The sequence below is a fragment of the Rhodohalobacter sp. 8-1 genome, assembly GCF_038150125.1.
GTDB lineage: Bacteria > Bacteroidota > Rhodothermia > Balneolales > Balneolaceae > SW132.
Map to the genome: position 1 here is coordinate 41321 of NZ_JBBVMF010000021.1, position 17691 is coordinate 59011.

Genomic DNA, 17691 nt, shown 5'->3' on the forward strand with positions numbered 1-17691 from the left:
TTGCACAGTATGACTTTCCGTGTCGGAGTGAGATCTATCAACATTGTGGTGCATTATCGCCTTTTGGCAGCATCTTGGTTAGATCTTGAGTTTTATAAACTCATCCGATGACGGAAAGTCAGCGGATGTGGATCCTTCATCGCATGAATTCGCTTCATCCAATGAATCGTTCGAGCAGTTTTTGTGACAGATAGATGAGTCAAAAAAATATACATCCGTAATGCCTGATATTCGATCTTCCTTTTACGACCACATCGCACAGACCAGCGATGCCCCGATGGGCCTCGAAATTGAACGGGCTGAAGGCTGCTACATCCACACCACCGATGGACGATCGTTTGTCGATTTGATTTCAGGGATTGCGGTGAGCAGCCTGGGGCATCGTCATCCGAATGTAATCAGAGCCATCAAAAAGCAACTCGATTCCCATCTTCATGTGATGGTGTATGGCGAGTTTATCCAAAAACCGCAGAGCGAATTTGCCCAGCTTTTGTGTGATCAGCTCCCTTCTCAGCTTGACCGCGTCTATTTTGTAAACAGCGGAACAGAGGCAAATGAAGGCGCTCTTAAACTAGCCAAAAAGTCTACCGGTCGGTCAAAATTTGTGGCGTTTCGGAATAGTTATCACGGCGACACACACGGCTCCCTTAGCGTCACCGGCCGGGATGTCTATCGGGATCCATACCTGCCGCTTCTGCCCGATGTAACCTTTCTTGATTTTAACAAACCTGATCAGCTCAGCCAGATTGATGACAAAACCGCGGCCGTTATTACGGAGCCTATCCAGGGGGAAGGCGGCATTATACCGGCAAACGTCGACTGGCTGAAAGCACTGCGAAAGCGGTGTGATGAAACTGGTGCGGTGCTGATCTTTGATGAAATTCAGACCGGTTTTTTCCGGACCGGCAGCCTGTTTGCCTTTCAGCACTACAACGTGGTCCCGGATATTCTCTGCCTCGCTAAGGCAATGGGCGGCGGCATGCCGATGGGAGCGTTTGTCTCCTCAAGCAACCGGTTTGAAGCGTTTAAACACGATCCGCCGCTGAACCACGTCACGACCTTTGGCGGCCACCCGGTCAGCTGCGCCGCCGCACACGCCAACCTGCAAACCCTGCTTGAAGGAAACTTCGAGCAGAAAGCATTTCGAATTGCCGAGATCGCCTGCCATATGCTCAGGGGAGAAGGGATTACGGAAGTTCGGGGCCGGGGCGCTATGCTTGGCCTTCAGCTGCGCGATGCTGATCTGACTCGAAAAGTAGTGGCGTATTGTTTTGAAAAAGGCATCATACTAGGCTGGACACTTCATTCCAATTCTCTGGTCCGAATTGCCCCGCCGCTGATCATAGAAGAAGAGCTGCTGGAACAGTGTTTCCAAACTATACAGGAAGGGATAGAAGAGCATCGCTAACCGGTTTCATTTACAGAACCTGCAAACTCAGATGTCATCTCAGATTTGTGCCATCTAAATTATGCGATAAATCAGCTTGTCTTACTTATATGTGTTTTATTCTTCCATTTTGCTTCAGCCGGTAAACATTAGCTGCGCCTTTCCTGGAATACATTTGCACGATCAGGCTATTTAGATTACTATTCGCCAGAACGCAGTGCTTTGAGGCCTTAAGAAAATTAAATGCCAAGCCGGCCATTATTCATTCAATCAAAAAATCACACCCTATACAAAATGAATACCTTCAAAAGTCTTAGCTGTTTAGCCTTGATCTCAGTTGGAATTTGGGGATGCAGTTTACAAGATCTGAGTGAATATAGAGTAGAGATTACTGCATACGACTATGCATTTCAGGCTCCGGAGGAATTGCCTGCCGGCTGGATCACCTTTATTTTAAATAATGAAAAAGCTCATGAAATCCATGAATTAAGCTTTGCCCGTTTACCTGAAGAGATTACTTACGGAGAATATCTGGATGAATATGTTGGGGCTTGGGAAATTCTATTGAAAGAATTTCAGGCCGGTGAAGTTAAACGATCCGGTATTTCGGCACGAATAAATGAGCTATTGCCCGATTGGGCTGATGGTGTGAAATATGTGAACGCCCGAGGGCTGGTTTCACCGGGCAGATCAGCTGAGAAAACAGTGTATTTAGAACCGGGATCGTATGCCTTGGATTGCTGGGTTAAGACTGAAGATGGTATTATTCACCTCTCAAACGGCATGACGCGCCCCATTACTGTTACGGATGAATCTGCCAATAGCCCTGAACCATCCGCCGAAAATAAAATTACACTGAAAGAAAATGAGATTGATGTTCAGTGGAATGCTGAAACCGGTTTCCATTCTTTCGCTGTGCTGATTGAAGCAGATTCTTCGGGAAGTCCGGTTCATAATAATATTCATCTGATCAAGACAGAAGAAAACACCGATCTGAATGAAGTAAATACATGGATGGATTGGTATAAAGTGGGTGGCCTCAGAGCTCCTGCCCCGGCTGATTTCCTCGGGGGTGTCAGTACCTATGATGCTACTCCTGATGAAAGTGCTACTTACTTCTCTTTAGAAATTGACGAACCCGGAGAATATGCCTGGATCGTTCAGGTAGCCGATGGTGAGCAATTATGGAATACATTTAACATTCCATAAATGGTTTGATTTTAAAAACTTTGTGCGATGCACTGGTTTTTTGAATACGTGGAATTTAACAAGTGTTTCCCGCGAAGCGGTGCAGCTTCCTTGTGGCTCATTTAAAGTGATTGCCCGGTCACAGAATTGCCAAACTGTTAACTACCCCTTCCAAGCGGGCTGGCCCTAAGTTCCCTTCTTAAAGTTTCCGGCAGATCTATAAATTGTATGAATGGCTTCGAAGTTTAAACTGTTTTTTATACAGTTAGCAGCCATTTGTACTAAGCAAGAATAGTTTCTTCAAATTGTCGCGACATCTAAAAAAGTGATGTATTTTATTACCTAAAGCAACTGGGAGAGATCCTCAGTTATAAAGAGAAATTTAAAAATTAAGGTTGAGTCCATGATTGACTACACACCCACGTATACTGATCAGTATCAATTAACGATGGCGCAGGTTTATTTTAATAAGGGGATGACTGAAGAGACGGCCATTTTTGATTATTTCTTCCGGAAAAATCCTTTTGGCGGCGGGTACACTATTTTTGCAGGGCTGGAAGATCTCTTAACGGCGCTCGAAGATTTTCACTTTACAAAAGAGGATATTGCTTATCTGAAGCAGAAGAGTTTTGATGATGAGTTCATCAAATACCTGGAAACGTTTGAGTTCACCGGAGATATTTATGCCGTAAAAGAGGGAGATCTAGTTTTTCCAAACCGGCCGGTGATCAGTGTGGAAGCCCCCTTGCCTGAGGCTCAAATTTTGGAAACAATGGTGCTGAACATTCTGAATTATCAGTCGCTCATTGCCACTAAGGCCAGCCGGATGAGATCCTCAGCCGGTGATAACAAAAAGCTTGTAGATTTTGGCTTGCGACGGGCTCCGGGTGCCGGCGGGTATTCTGCCAGTCGTGCAGCCATGATTGGCGGTTATGATGCCACCAGCAACGTTCGGGCCGGCCGTGATTACAATATCCCCATTTCGGGTACGATGGCTCACTCTTTTATACAAAGGTATGATGATGAACTTACCGCTTTTCGGGATTTTGCGGACGTTCGTGCCGATGACTGCGTGCTGCTGGTGGACACGTACGATACCCTTAAGAGTGGAGTTCCAAATGCTATAAAAGTTGGAAAAGAGATGGAAGAGCGGGGCGAAAAGATGAAAGGGATCCGGCTTGATAGCGGAGATCTGGCCTGGCTGGCCAAGCGGTCAAGAAAAATGCTGGACGACGCAGGACTTGATTACGTGAAAATTGCCGCATCAAACCAGCTTGATGAACATGTGATTAGAAGCCTGCTGGATCAGGGAGCACCCATAGATTTATTTGGCGTTGGTACGAGTCTTGTAACCGGCAGGCCAGATGCCGCACTTGATGGGGTCTACAAATTGGCGTACGCAAACGGTGAACCTCGGCTCAAACTTTCTGAAAACGTCGAAAAAATAAATCTTCCCGGAAAAAAACAGGTCTATCGGCTCAAATCGAACGGCGGTTTTTATGGCGGAGATGTTGTTGCAATTGCTGATGAGGACAAAAATGATATCGAAAGTATGCATCACCCATCTGATCCCACAAAATCACTGAACCTGGAAAAGTATAGTAAAGAACCACTGCTGGAGAAAATAGTAGAACAAGGCAGGCGGCTGACCGAAAAGAGAGACATCACAGACATCGCTGAGTACAGCCGGCAGCGCCTGAATAAATTACCGGATGAATTTAAACGATTTGAAAACCCGCATATCTACAAAATTGGTTTGTCGGCATCCCTGAAGGACGAGCGGGACCGACTTATCGAACACTTTGAAGAAAAGGCTGGGTCGACAGTTTAGCATGCTCATAGTTTTTAAGCTGTAGAGCGCACGTTGAACTCAACAAATATTTGGCATTATGCAATCTGATAAATCAAGAATCTTCACTGTTCTGCTGATTTTATGCACAATCATAAGCCTTTGTTTTTATTCATGCGCTCCGGATTCTTCAGATCAAAGCGACCTTAACATTGCAGAGCAGAATGCTGTTTCAGCAAGTGATACAACAAACGCTCAGCGGGAAGATATGATTGTAGCAGGCGGCTGTTTTTGGTGCGTTGAGGCCGATATGGAGAAAGCACCCGGTGTCATTGAGGTTATTTCAGGCTACAGCGGGGGACAAATCAAGAATCCGGATTATGATAATTATGCCGAGGGCGGCCACAGGGAAGTAGCCCGGGTCATCTACAACCCGGAGCAGGTAAGCTACAAAGGCCTGCTATACTACTTCATTAAGCATATTGATCCTACTGACGCAGAGGGATCTTTTACGGATAGAGGCAAACAATATTCGCCCGCCATTTATTATGAAACAGAAGAAGAGAAAAAAGATGCCCGGGAGGTGCTTGCTGATATTGCGCAAAGGAATGTTTTTGAGGAGGAATTGAAGGTACCGGTGCTCCCTGAAGAACCTTTCTGGATGGCATCAGAGTACCATCAGGATTATTACAAAGATGACACCGTGCAGTACACTATTTACCGGAAGTTCTCGGGCCGAAGCAGTTTTATAGAAGAACACTGGGGTGAACAGGCTGATGTGATTCCGGATAGTTTAAAGCAGTAGAAGTGAGTCCTGAGAGACCAGAGATCAGAGATCAGAGATAGATATTCAGGCCTCAAAGCTATTATTCTGGAATTCTACGGCGGTGTTAACTATTTTTAAATAACACCTTTATTGACTTTATATCAATATAGAAGAGACTTAATATGGACAAGAGCAGCAAAGAGATAGAGAACAGGGAGTGGATCAATTCGTTACGGTGGATTTTAAATAACCGGCCGGGTAAACGGGCCAAGGAACTTTTGACATTATTGAATCAAGAGGCTGAAAAATACGGCGTTTCCCCGCCTGATTCCATCAACACACCCTATGTAAATACTATCCCGCCGACGGAAGAAATAGAGTATCCGGGCGATCCGGAGATTGAAAAGAAATTGACGGCGCTTATCCGGTGGAATGCCATGGCGATGGTTGTCAGGGCAAACAAAAAGCTGGAGGGGATCGGCGGACATATTTCAACACATGGATCCATCGCGGACCTGTTTGAAGTCGGGTTCAATCACTTCTTTAAAGTATCGGAGAATGGAATTCCGGATATCGTATACTTCCAGGGACACGCATCACCGGGCGTGTATTCACGGGCATTTTTGGAAGGGCGCCTGTCGGAAAAAGACCTCGAAAATTTTCGCCGGGAACTGGCAGACGACGGCGGACTGCCTTCATATCCGCATCCCCACTTGATGAAGGACTTCTGGAATAACCCCACCGTTTCGATGGGCCTGGCACCGCTCACATCTATTTACCAGGCAAGATTTAACAAATACCTTCAAAAAAGAGGATTGATTGAACAAGAGCCGCCGCATGTTTGGGGATTTTTTGGTGATGGTGAAATGGATGAACCGGAATCGATCGGGAACCTGGCGGTAGCGGCAAATGAAAAACTCGATAATCTCACGTTTGTGATCGACTGTAATCTGCAGCGACTCGATGGCCCTGTCCGTGGAAATCAGAAAGTCATCCAGGAGCTGGAGGCCCAGTTTAAAGGGGCCGGCTGGAACGTGATTAAAGTCCTTTGGGGAAGTGACTGGGATCCTCTGTTTGAAAAGGATGGTGAGGGACTATTAGTAGATGAGCTTACAAATCTCCCCGACGGTCAGCTGCAAAAATATGCGTACGCTGAAGGTGACTTAATTCGAGAAGATTTATTTGGAAGAGATGAGAAACTAAAAAAACTGGCAGAACCCTATTCTGATGACGAACTAAAGCTGTTGAAGAGGGGCGGTCATGATCCTCAAAAAATCTACAATGCATATAAAGCAGCACTAGAACACGAAGGTCAGCCTACGGTTATTCTCGCCCAGACAATCAAGGGCTATGGCCAGGGGGATGCAGGTGAAGCTAGTAACGTAGCCCATCAGCAAAAAAAGCTGGATTCAGATGCACTAAAACATTTTCGCGACTTTTTTGATGTGCCCGTTTCAGATGATGACATTGAAGACGTGCCTTTTTTGAATCCCGGTGATGAGAGTGGGGAAATTAAATATCTTCGGGATCGCCGCGAAAATCTTGGAGGATATCTGCCCGAGCGCAAAGACAGGACTGAACCACTGGAAAACCCGGATCCCTCTATTTTTGAAGATTATTTCGAAGGGTCAGGAGACGATGAAGCCGCCACCACGATGGTGATGATCCAGATTCTTGGAAAGCTGCTTCAGGATGAGAAAGTGGGAGATCACATCGTCCCCATTATTCCGGATGAGTCGAGAACATTTGGGATGGAATCACTCTTCCGGCAGGTTGGGATTTATGCTCCCGAAGGTCAGCAGTACGATCCGGTGGATGAAGACAGCCTGATGTATTACCGGGAAGAGGAGCACGGGGCAATCCTGGAAGAGGGAATCACAGAAGCCGGCTGCATGGGCTCCTTCATAGCGGCCGGAACTGCATACAGTCATCTTGGAATCAATATGATTCCGTTCTTCTTTTTTTACTCCATGTTCGGCTTTCAGCGAATTGGTGACTTTGCCTGGGCTGCAGCCGATGCCGGGGCGAAAGGGTTTTATATCGGGGGTGTCTCAGGCCGGACATCACTTTCAGGAGAAGGCCTGCAGCACTTAGACGGACAGAGCCACCTCTACGCGTTCGCATTTCCTAAACTGCGTGCATATGATCCCGCGTTTGCCTATGAACTTGCGGTGATTGTTCAGAACGGCATAGAGGAGATGTATGTAAATAAAAAAGACCTATCCTACTATATCACGGTGACAAACCAGGTGTATTCAATGCCACCCAAACCGGATAAACCTGAGAATATTGATGAGTATATCATCAAAGGGATGTACCGGTTTAATGAATCTGAAATGGAAAACGATGATCTGAAAGCCCATCTTTTCGGAAGCGGAGCTATTATGCAAGAGGTATTGAAAGCTGCCGAAATTCTTGAGGGCAATTATACTGTTTCAACAGATACATGGAGTATTACAAGCTATAAGGCGATGTATGACAATGCGATAGATACCGAGCAGGAAAATAGGGTGACCGGTAATTTGAACCGTAAGCGGACGAATATCGAAATTGCCCTGGACGGAACAGACGGCGTTTTTGTGATGGCATCTGACTATGTAAAATCCGTTCCACTAAGCGTTGCAAAATGGTTTCCGGAACCGGTGAGCGTCTTGGGAACCGATGGTTTTGGCCGCAGTGAGTCCGTCGAAGAACTCCGGAGATTCTTTGAGGTTGATGCCAATCATATCGCATATGCGGCCCTGTTTGAACTGACAAAAAAGGGCGATATCTCAAAAGAAAAGCTGTCAGAAGCAGCTGGTGATTTGGGAATTAGCCCGGATAAATTGAATCCAAGAACTTCCTAAAAAATTGACTTATGGCGAAAGAAATAACGCTACCTAAACTATCCGAAGATGTTGATGAGGGAAAAGTTGCCGAAATAATGGTGGAAGCAGGCGATTCAATTGAAGAGGATGAATCGATTATTGCCGTTGAAAGCGATAAGGCGACAGTTGAAGTGCCGTGTCCAGAATCGGGCACTGTGGAGGAAATAAAAGTCAGTGCTGGCGACACCATTAAAACAGGTGATGTGATTTTGCTTCTTGAGGTCGGTGAATCTGAAGAAAAAGAAATGGAAGAGGATGAGGATGAGGATGATGAGAAAGTAGCGGAACCCGACAAAAAAACAGAGGATAAAGAGCCACAAGAGGAAACAGAAGAAACGGAGGAAAAGGAAGAGCCGGGAGAACCTGAAGAAAAAAAAGAAAAGAAAGCAGAAGAAGTCGAGGGTGAGCCTGAAAAAGAGGAGCCGGAGACTGAGGAGATTCCGGCTGCCCCGGGAGCAAAACGACTTGCCCGGGAGCATAATGTCGATCTCAGTGAAATTGACGGCAGCGGTCCGGATGGACTTATTACAGAAGGTGACGTAAAGAAAGCAGCCGGTTTGAGTAATGAAAGAAGAACTCCGTCAACAGAACTTCCCGATTTTAGTAAATGGGGAGCCGTAGAAAGAGCGCCTTTATCAAACATCCGGAAAGCGACTGCAAAACGAACGCAGGTGTCATGGCAGGAGATTCCGCACGTCACACAGTTTGACGAGGCCGTTGTAACTCAAATCTTGGAATATATAGAAGAGCATCAGGATGCAGCTAAAGAAAAAGGCGGGAAACTGACAATTACGGCAGTGCTGACCAAACTGATTGCCACTGCCCTGCATCAGTTCCCGACGTTCAATGCCAGTATAGATATGGATAAAGAAGAGGTTATCCTCAAAAAGTATATTCATATAGGAATTGCCGCAGATACCGACGAAGGGCTGCTTGTTCCAATTGTGCGCGATGTTGATCAAAAATCTATCGTGGAAGTTGCCGTTGAAATTACAAACCTTGCTGAAAAGGCGCGGGGAGGCCAGCTTTCAAAAGAGGAGATGGAAGGCGGTAACTTTATTATCTCGAACCTGGGCGGAATCGGTGGCACACAATTCACACCTATTATTTACCACCCGCAGGCTGCCATACTTGGAGTCTCCGAAATGAAGATCAAGCCGGTTTATAACGGGGATACATTCGTGCCTCAAAAGACACTACCGCTGAGCCTTTCGTACGACCATCGGCTGATTGACGGTGCCGAAGGAGCACGATTTTTACGATATGTCTGCGATGCTCTGGAAGATCCGTACAAAGCGTTGCTTGGTGAATAGCTTGCTCATTTTTTGTTAAGGGTGATTTAAGAATGATTTGTAAAAGCTAATTCAAGAAAGTCATGTAGGTCAATGAATAGATCATTACAAAAGATGATGCCATGGTTTTGGGCAAAATTAGAGGTTATCGATGACAAGTAGCAGATATGAAAGATTTCCGGAGCTATTAAATGGTGTTGCCCCGTTTTAGAGCAAAATTTGTGCTCAATATGACAGCTTTAGACGTTTGAAATTAAATTGAATTCATTTAAGTAAACTAAAAGGTGAGCACTCATGCCAGTAAATAAGAGCGCGAACAAATGGATCATTTATGGCAGCTACGGCTACACGGGCCAATTGATTGCGGAAAAAGCAGCTGGTCTGCATGAAGAGGTGATCTTATCAGGACGCAACCGGGAGAAATTGATACAGCAGTCTGAGGAGCTTGGATTGCCCTATCGGGCGGCAGATCTTTCTAATACAGAGCAGATGAACAGCATACTGACAGATGCACATCTTGTGATTCACTGCGCCGGCCCGTTTGTTTATACCTGGAAACCGATGCTCGATGCGTGCATCCGAAACAGCTGTCACTACCTGGATATTACGGGTGAGATTGGGGTTTTTGAACGGATTAAGGCAAGAGATAAGGAAATTACTGACGCAGGAATTATGGCGATGCCGGGAACCGGGTTTGATGTGGTTCCGACCGACTGTCTGGCTCTTTACCTGAATAAAGAGCTGCCCGATGCTACCAACCTTGAACTGGCGTTTATGGGACTCGGAGGCGGCGTCTCTCATGGCACAGCTCAAACCATGGCGGAAAATCTTGGATTCGGCGGTGCCATCCGACAAGATGGAAAGATAAAATCAGTGCCGGCCGCCTGGAAAACCCGGGAGATCGATTTTGGTGAAAAAAGGCGTATGGCAGTTACGATCCCATGGGGTGATGTATCCACGGCCCATTTCACAACCGGTATCGAGAATATTGTTGTCTATACTGCCATGAAAAAATCGGCCATTCGCTGGCTGAAACGATCCAACTGGATTGCGCCGGTGCTTAAGCTTTCAGTGGTCAGACATTTTGTAAAGAAACTGATCAGTAAAAAGGTGACCGGACCAGATCAAACCGAAAGAGAAGAAGGGAAAAGTTATATCTGGGGTGAAGTAACAAATAGTAGCGGAGAGACAGTCACAGCCCGCCAGGTTACGCTTGAAGGGTACAGGCTTACCGCACTAAGTGCTCTTCACATCGCTCAAAAGGTGTCTGAAGAAAATTTCAAAACCGGCTACCAAACACCAGCCTCAGCATATGGTGAAGATTTGATTCTGGAGATTGTGGGGACGGATAGGGAGTTGGTTTGAATATTCATGTATGGCTCGCTTTGTTTTCATAAATGGGTTGCTGCAAGCTCAATTTATATCTTGTACAAACATCAGCTGCAGAAAATTCTTTATTAGCAGAAGCGGCGGAAAAGAGATTTGTTCCAAAATATTTAGAGAGAAAAAATTTATTTTTTTCTTTAACCTATTGGTATCAAGTAGTTTAATATGATCTATAAGATGACTTTAATCATAAAAATAATAATTTATAAGTGAGAGATAAAACTCATTTATTTAAATTAAAAATATGTAATTACTTGTTAAAACGGTGCCAATTCTATTTATTGATGCTTGGAGTGAGATCAAAAAATAACTACGGCTTATGGGTATTAAGAGAACTGTACAGAGATGTGTCCAAGATTCTTATAATCGAAACGACATAAATAAACTAATTACACATTGTTTTAATGTTGCAGTCACGTCACTGAGAATTAAATCCGGTTCATTTAAATCATTTATGATCAGGGAAGAGAATCTTGAGGATCTGGCTTGGGATTTCATTGCTGATTTGTTTCAGAAAAATGATACAGGAGAGTTGATTGTAATTAAAGATTATTTCGAAAATAGGCGTGTAGATTCAATGAGCAAAGGTGAAATAAAAACTGAACTTCGAAGGCTTGTTTGTTCAAAAGTCGAAGATAATGTATTCAGGTTTTATGGAGAAAAAGATCCGTCCCTCAAAAAGATCATTCGCAACATTAAACTGGCTGTAAAAGAGCACAATTGTAAATACTCTGTTTGCTATGAAAACGGAGATTTGATTGTTGATGACGGAAAGGTAAATAATTTATTAAGAATGCCGTCTGAGTTTATGCAGATAAAACTTTGTTCAAGGCTGACAGAAAGTTTGATGATTCCGGATATTCTCATTGAAGTGATCGATATCCTTGAGAATCAGAACGAGTATAAAAAAAGATTTTCCCTAGTGACTCTTGCTTCAATTATAAGGGAAAGCTTTGTGATTATTCAAGATTCTCAAATCGATAATTTAGATCCCGATGTATATTCAAAGATGCTACAGAAGGAGCTCGATAGATTTCTTGGAAAATCAGTTGACAGGGTCAAAGACAATATATCACGACACTACATTGAAAAAGGAAAGGCCGAACATCATGAAATAGAGATCTATTGTCAGACAGCTAAGGAGATTGTTAAATCCAATTTCGAGGGAACATCCGGAAGCTTGTCGCAGTTTGAACAGCTCAAACTACATTATCACCAGCTTGAATATGAGCAGTTCAGAAATAAACATCGCAGTGTATTAGAATACATCGTTAAAATGGTACGAGAAGACATGCTAAACTCGTTTAAAAAAGATTGGGCACATTTTCAGCATCGGTGATATGTTGTAAGGAATTAACTAAAAATAATGTGTTTTGAAAAAGCCGTCTGACAAGCAATTAGAAACCTTTGTGATAAATCCATCAGAACTAAGCGATGAGGAATTTGACAGGGTGAAACATGCCATTCAACATGATGAGGAACTGAGACTCATTGCTGATTGGCTCCGCCGCTTCTATCATACATTAGACAAATATGTTGAGGGTGCCAGACAGTTATTCAACGAAAAGAAACAGAGACCTTCAGTCATGGATCTCGAGCCACTGCAGAGCACAAAAAAAAATGGTAGAAGGGGTTTCGTGCTGGCTGCGCAAACTAGTGGGGCAGATAGCTTCAATACAATAGAACAGATTCGAACATTTGCTTCCAAAAAGTATGGTACTCTCATTAGAGTACTAAACCTGAAATCAAGAAATACGACCAAGATTGATGTCATTTCTGATTTTATAACAGATGATGATATTGTCATACTAATGGCATCCGGGCCGGATATCAGCCTTGTCACCGAACCGGGCGGTAAGATGGAGATCTCGTCAGAGGAAATTTCACATGAGGATATTAAAAAGTGGAGCTCCTGCAGAGTGAAACTTCCGGTTCTTAAATCAAAAGCCGATCGTGCAAGCACTGAAAGAAATGGATATCTGCTTGCAAAATCGCCGTCATCTGCCGGTATTAAATCAATCGAAATTATTCAAAAAGAGAACCACATTGAAATTTGTCCGGATCAGACTGAAGAGAATAAAATACTGAACCAATTAGTCGTCTTTGAAACTGGTAAAGTTCCCTCTCTATGGGAGTTAAAAAATGGCAGGGCCATTGTTCCTAAAACAAAATTTCAAAATAAAGATGTATCTCTATTCTTCTACAGTTAGTCCCTGAAAAATGCCAAATCCAATACGTGTTGAGGAAACATTCCAGACGCTGGTAGAGGATATAGAAGGGATTGAATCTATCCGGCAGAGAAACTCGATGCTGAGGGAGTTTTTTTATTTCCTTAATGGTGATTATAAAAAATTTGAGAGCTATATCGTCGAGCTGATTCACTATTGGCCATTGTACTCCAGTCCAATCACTTACTCCGGAATTCCGCCAACAGAGATTGCGGATGATCTGGGGCTCTTTCAAGAGATAGCAGAAGAAGTTGAGACCTTAGGTCTTTTGGATAAATATAATGACATTACCGCCAGACTCACGGAAGTCCTTGTCATAATGTATTTATGGGTGGGTGAATCAGATTCCGCTTATGAACTGCTGGAATTTACAGATGACCTGTTATCCCGACAAGTTAAAACTGGAAATGGCTCGGTTGACCCTGATGCTAAGAAGCTGCTCTTTAATGAATTAAGAGAAGTTCTAACTTCGGAAACCAGTAAAAATTGGGAAAGAAAAACTGGACTTAAAACCAGCAGAATTGTGCGTGATCTGGACTATATCATCAGGGAAAAAAAAGAGAATGAGGTGCTCGTACCCGTTGTAGAGACATTTGAAACACTTAATGGGAAAGACATATCGTATGGAAGGTTAAGGCGTATAAGGGTCACCGTAACTGGTGAAAATGATCAGCCATATGATCAAATTAGGCGTCGGTTTAATATTGTGGGTGTTGAAAAGCCGTTATTGCTGGAGGATTCTGATATTCCATTGGCTGCTCGCAATCTGCTGGAGCGTTTTTCTCCGAGGAAAAGAATTAAGAATTTTCATGGAGAACTGAATTACGAGTTCTCAGGAGCGATGCACAAAGGCCGCTCTTTTAATGCAGCAATCGCTGCCCTGTGGTTTACCGGACTGCAAAAAAAGGCAGATCTTCGCGAACGCTACCAGCTTTATACAAATATTGCAATAACCGGTGACATTGATAAAGATGGGAAACTCATTCCGGTTGCGGTAAATAGTATTAAGTCAAAAGTCTATGCTGCATTTTATTCATGGGTAACCATTTTAGTTGTGCCGTTATCACAGGCAGAGATATTTCGCAAAGAACTAGGTGAACTCAATGAGATACATTCGAAAAATCAACTTACCCTGATCGCTGCTGAACGGCTTGATGACCTTTTTTATGACAGACGAATATCTACTCATATGAATCCCTCAACGATAAAGTATGCTGCAAGTCGTATTTGGGGAAAAAAGTTTGAAGCGGTGGGAGTAGCAGTCATCATCATTATGGCATTATTCATATTTCGGCTTCTCTACGGTCCGTTAGATAAGAACCCTGTGCTTTATGAATTTAGTGGGGAAGTGTTGCAAATTATGAACCAGTCGGGTGTAATGCTCGAGGAAATACGTGTTGGCGAGAACACGGTATTCACAGCAAATTACCCGAGCTCTAACCCTTACGAAATCGTCGATTTTGCTGATGTCAGCGGAAATGAAATCCAGGAAATAATTTGGGCGGAATATTCACCCAGCTCTCCCGGGAAAATATATATGAAAGAAAGTGGTGATAATGAGATACTGTGGAGCCATGAACTAAAATATGATTTAACATTTCCGAACAAGCCGTACGTATTTCAAAATGATTTCACAGTTAAGAAATTAATTGCGGGAGACTTTCTTAAGGACCAGAACACTGATTTGCTCGTTAGCGCAAATCATATTACATATTTTCCCGGAATTTTATCCCTTAGAAATGGTGAGACCGGAAATGAACAATCAAAATTTATAAACCCAGGTTACATCTATGATTATATTATTGAAGATATTAACGGCGATGGCAAAATGGAGGTGGCGATCGGCGGAATATCGAATGCCTATAATAAAGCATTCTTAGCTATATTGGATATTGAAGAAGTTAAGGGTTATGCTCCTTATACAGACGAATATGCTCTTGAAGGGTATGAACCTGCAAACATGCTGTCATATATGCTTTTCCCGAAGTCAATAGTTGGTGAAACTATTGCAACATCAAGTTCACACAGTAGTATTTTTCAAATCAATTTTCTAGAGGAGTACGGGCTACTTGAACTGTACATGATGGATTTTTTAAATTATGAAATTAAAAATAAAAATATCAAGGAGGGCCGTCTTCATCTTTACCTGAATAGTGATTTTTCTGTTCAGAGTATTGGGACATCAAACGAATATGATGAGGCTGCCGATTATTTGTATGAAATCGGAGCGATTGAGAGATATCCGGACTATAAATATTTGGAAGAGTATAAAAATTCCATTTTATACTGGAATGGTGAAGAGTTTACAAACAGGACGGAAGATTGATTTTCTGGTAAAATTTAAAAATCGTATCGAGTAAGTTTTAGGTCTCGATGAATACTGATTTAAAGACGTTATCTTGCCTTCTTATTCAATCTAATCTCGCCCTGCTTCGGGGAATGCCGGGAAGCCTGACGGTATCAAAACGGTCTGTAACAACCTCATCTTCTTCCGGCAGATAAATCGTATTTTCAACGGTGCGGTTGATATACATCAGGTCGTAGTAAGTGGTATCTGCAACAATAGTGGAATCGCTGTAGAGAACGTACATCATGTCATACACCCCGATACTGTCCGGAGTAGCAGGTGGCCGGGGTGAAAACGAGAAAGCTTCTCTCTGGTAATCCCACATCTGAAACGTAAACCCCTCCTGGTCTCTTTCAAGGCGCAGGCTGATCGGCAGGGCATTGTAATTCCTGTTAAGAGACTCAAGTAAATCCGAGAGAATAGAATTTTGAACGAGGTCCATCATCTCTTCCTCAGAAACAAAATTAAGATCGAGCGTGTCTGCACCTTCAGGGTAGAAATAATCAGCAGAAAGTTCATTACTGGCATCACGTTGCTGTTCTTCAAAATTCCAGCTTCTCATAATTTCAGAAATACCGGGGTCGGGCTGATCAATGATATACATTTCCATGGATGGATGGACCACAACCATATCATCCGGTCCAAATCCATTGTTCGTAATATCAACAACTTCAATTCGTTCTATATCCTGTGCGTCACCTGGCAATAATAAACCGCTTAGAAATTCACGAATTGCATCCTGTTGAGTAAGTTCGGCAGTCGGCCTAAAGATCTGAGATACATTAGCATTTTCCATGAGGTTCTGTGCTGGGAGCGAAATTATAAAACTGAAAATCAACAACAAGGACAAAATTAGTGATTTAAAACTCATTTTAAACAAATGATTCATAAAGTTAATATCCGTTTTCATAGCTCACTCCACAACTGTCTGTATCGTCTTGCTTCATCAAGATTTCCATCCCGCCTGTGGAGGTCGGTGAGCAAACTATAGAGTGCTTTGGTATCATTCTCATTCAAGAATTGAACTTCATTTTCAGCTTCTTTTGCATGATTTATGGCTTCAGAAATATTGTTTTGAAGTAAGTCTGCTATTTGAAGGTTGGCCCGAGCTCTGAATTGACCTTTTACTTTTTTACTCTGCCGGAAATATTTCAGTGCAGTTCTGCGGTCACGTTCCCCCAAGTGGCGCTGTCCAATGTTAAAACAGATCAGACCGTAATCACTGAAATATTGGATATAAGTTGAATCAACCGGCATACCGTCTTCATTTGTTGGCGTTCGGTTGACAAGATTCATCAGGCGGTCTGCAGCCGTTTCATCTTTTTCCAGCTGATACTCTACTACGGCCAGCCTCCAGTCAACTTCATCTCTTGCAGTTTGCGTCTGGAGTGATGGTTTAAGCTCTTTAAAGCCCGATTCAGCGGCGTTTAGACGCTCTGAATTAACAAGCATGACAAGTGAATCCCTTGCAAAGCTCCCCTTGATATTTCCATTGTCCCAATTGATGAATTCGATCTCAGCTTCGGCAAATTCTTTATCTTCATCGGTTGGAGCCAGTTCTTTTGCTAGCTCAAAAGCCTTGAGAGCTTCCGGCGCCTGGAGGTAGTTGGTGTATGCTTCACCTTCATAATATGCATATAGAAACAGATCCAATGAATCCTGTTCTGAAATATGACCGTTTTCAAAATAGAAATCTGTCAGCGTTGAGATCTCCTCTTTTACTTCACGAGCCAATTTAAAGTTGTCTGCAGCTTTTGGGTAGTTACCAACGGCAGTGTAATTATCTGCGAGGACTTCAAAATAAAGCGGATCTCCTTTTTCAACTCTGGTAAGTTTTTCAAGTACATCTATGGCATTCTGATAATCTTGATTGTTTTGAAGACGTGTTGCTTTTATTTCATACAATTGAGCTAAGTAATATCGAGTTTCACCCTCAAATGGATTGAGTGTAACGGACTCTTCCATTGATGCGATGGCATTATTCAAGTATTCGGCCTGTCGCCTTTGCAATTCAGGGGATGGCAAATTTGAAGATGCACCAAGATTATTCAATTCGATAAAAAACTCAGCACCTTTATTAAAAGTCCTGATAGATTCGACTGAATCTTCCTGTGAGACAAAGTAATCGTTCGGATTATTTAACGTCAGATAGTACCACATTGTGTCACTTGATGCCCGGTATGCCTCTGCATCCATTTTGAGTTGTTCTGCACGCTGTTCTTCCTCAAAGGAAACAAAAGAACTGTTTGCGATCTGTTCGGCTTCAGCTGCAGTGGCACTATCAACACCGGCAGGAATAAAGAGGGATGGCTCTTCCACTGTGTTTTCGACCGGTGTATCGAGTGTGCTGTACGATGACGACGTGGCACAGGCTGTTGTAAAAAACAAACATATAATGACTAGTATATATAGATTATTCATAGGGATAGTAATTTTACTTT

General features: G+C 43.2%; 12 protein-coding genes. 10 read left to right on the forward strand and 2 right to left on the reverse strand.

All coding sequences use genetic code 11. From position 1 onward, the window contains the following. Positions 1-220 precede the first annotated feature (220 nt). The 10 genes from AABW11_RS16700 (at position 221) to AABW11_RS16745 (ending at position 15229) form a co-directional block, all read left to right on the forward strand. The gene (locus AABW11_RS16700; protein WP_340106278.1) at positions 221-1408 is read left to right on the forward strand and encodes an aspartate aminotransferase family protein; all 1188 of its coding nucleotides are present in this window, start codon (positions 221-223) and stop codon (positions 1406-1408) included. A 273-nt stretch (positions 1409-1681) separates the two neighbouring features. Beyond that, positions 1682-2596 (forward strand): hypothetical protein, encoded by a 915-nt coding sequence (locus AABW11_RS16705; RefSeq protein ID WP_340106279.1) that lies wholly within the window; start codon positions 1682-1684, stop codon positions 2594-2596. Between the two features lie 382 nt (positions 2597-2978). Further along, entirely contained in the window at positions 2979-4406 is a 1428-nt protein-coding gene (locus AABW11_RS16710; protein ID WP_340106280.1) for a nicotinate phosphoribosyltransferase, read from the forward strand. A gap of 58 nt (positions 4407-4464) precedes the next feature. Next, on the forward strand, positions 4465-5169 hold the full coding sequence (gene msrA / locus AABW11_RS16715; RefSeq protein WP_340106281.1) for a peptide-methionine (S)-S-oxide reductase MsrA: 705 nt from the start codon (positions 4465-4467) through the stop codon (positions 5167-5169). A 143-nt stretch (positions 5170-5312) separates the two neighbouring features. Beyond that, a complete protein-coding gene (gene aceE / locus AABW11_RS16720) occupies positions 5313-7976 on the forward strand; it encodes a pyruvate dehydrogenase (acetyl-transferring), homodimeric type (RefSeq protein ID WP_340106282.1) in 2664 nt (887 codons plus the stop codon). A gap of 11 nt (positions 7977-7987) precedes the next feature. Continuing rightward, the gene (locus tag AABW11_RS16725; RefSeq protein WP_340106283.1) at positions 7988-9310 is read left to right on the forward strand and encodes a dihydrolipoamide acetyltransferase family protein; all 1323 of its coding nucleotides are present in this window, start codon (positions 7988-7990) and stop codon (positions 9308-9310) included. A gap of 273 nt (positions 9311-9583) precedes the next feature. After that, entirely contained in the window at positions 9584-10654 is a 1071-nt protein-coding gene (locus AABW11_RS16730; protein ID WP_340106284.1) for a saccharopine dehydrogenase family protein, read from the forward strand. 475 nt (positions 10655-11129) lie between these two features. Beyond that, a complete protein-coding gene (locus AABW11_RS16735; protein ID WP_340106285.1) occupies positions 11130-12014 on the forward strand; it encodes a hypothetical protein in 885 nt (294 codons plus the stop codon). Between the two features lie 34 nt (positions 12015-12048). Next, positions 12049-12885, forward strand: coding sequence for a hypothetical protein (locus AABW11_RS16740; RefSeq protein WP_340106286.1), 837 nt, complete (start codon positions 12049-12051; stop codon positions 12883-12885). A 10-nt stretch (positions 12886-12895) separates the two neighbouring features. After that, positions 12896-15229 carry a hypothetical protein gene (locus tag AABW11_RS16745; protein ID WP_340106287.1) on the forward strand — a complete coding sequence of 778 codons (2334 nt, stop codon included), beginning with the start codon at positions 12896-12898 and terminating at the stop codon, positions 15227-15229. A gap of 85 nt (positions 15230-15314) precedes the next feature. Here AABW11_RS16745 and AABW11_RS16750 read toward each other — a convergent pair whose 3' ends face one another. Together AABW11_RS16750 and AABW11_RS16755 are read right to left on the reverse strand one after the other, a co-directional pair. Continuing rightward, positions 15315-16046 (reverse strand): Sec7 domain-containing protein, encoded by a 732-nt coding sequence (locus tag AABW11_RS16750; RefSeq protein WP_340106288.1) that lies wholly within the window; start codon positions 16044-16046, stop codon positions 15315-15317. A 110-nt stretch (positions 16047-16156) separates the two neighbouring features. Beyond that, complete coding sequence (locus tag AABW11_RS16755; RefSeq protein WP_340106289.1) at positions 16157-17671, reverse strand: tetratricopeptide repeat protein; 1515 nt, start codon at positions 17669-17671, stop codon at positions 16157-16159. Between the last annotated feature and the right edge of the window lie 20 nt (positions 17672-17691).

Coding starts and splice junctions, on each gene's coding strand:
- AABW11_RS16700 (WP_340106278.1), top strand. CDS start 221: ATGCCTGATATTCGATCTTCCTTTTACGACCACATCGCACAGACCAGC.
- AABW11_RS16705 (WP_340106279.1), top strand. CDS start 1,682: ATGAATACCTTCAAAAGTCTTAGCTGTTTAGCCTTGATCTCAGTTGGA.
- AABW11_RS16710 (WP_340106280.1), top strand. CDS start 2,979: ATGATTGACTACACACCCACGTATACTGATCAGTATCAATTAACGATG.
- msrA (WP_340106281.1), top strand. CDS start 4,465: ATGCAATCTGATAAATCAAGAATCTTCACTGTTCTGCTGATTTTATGC.
- aceE (WP_340106282.1), top strand. CDS start 5,313: ATGGACAAGAGCAGCAAAGAGATAGAGAACAGGGAGTGGATCAATTCG.
- AABW11_RS16725 (WP_340106283.1), top strand. CDS start 7,988: ATGGCGAAAGAAATAACGCTACCTAAACTATCCGAAGATGTTGATGAG.
- AABW11_RS16730 (WP_340106284.1), top strand. CDS start 9,584: ATGCCAGTAAATAAGAGCGCGAACAAATGGATCATTTATGGCAGCTAC.
- AABW11_RS16735 (WP_340106285.1), top strand. CDS start 11,130: ATGATCAGGGAAGAGAATCTTGAGGATCTGGCTTGGGATTTCATTGCT.
- AABW11_RS16745 (WP_340106287.1), top strand. CDS start 12,896: ATGCCAAATCCAATACGTGTTGAGGAAACATTCCAGACGCTGGTAGAG.
- AABW11_RS16750 (WP_340106288.1), bottom strand. CDS start 16,046: ATGGAAAATGCTAATGTATCTCAGATCTTTAGGCCGACTGCCGAACTT.
- AABW11_RS16755 (WP_340106289.1), bottom strand. CDS start 17,671: ATGAATAATCTATATATACTAGTCATTATATGTTTGTTTTTTACAACA.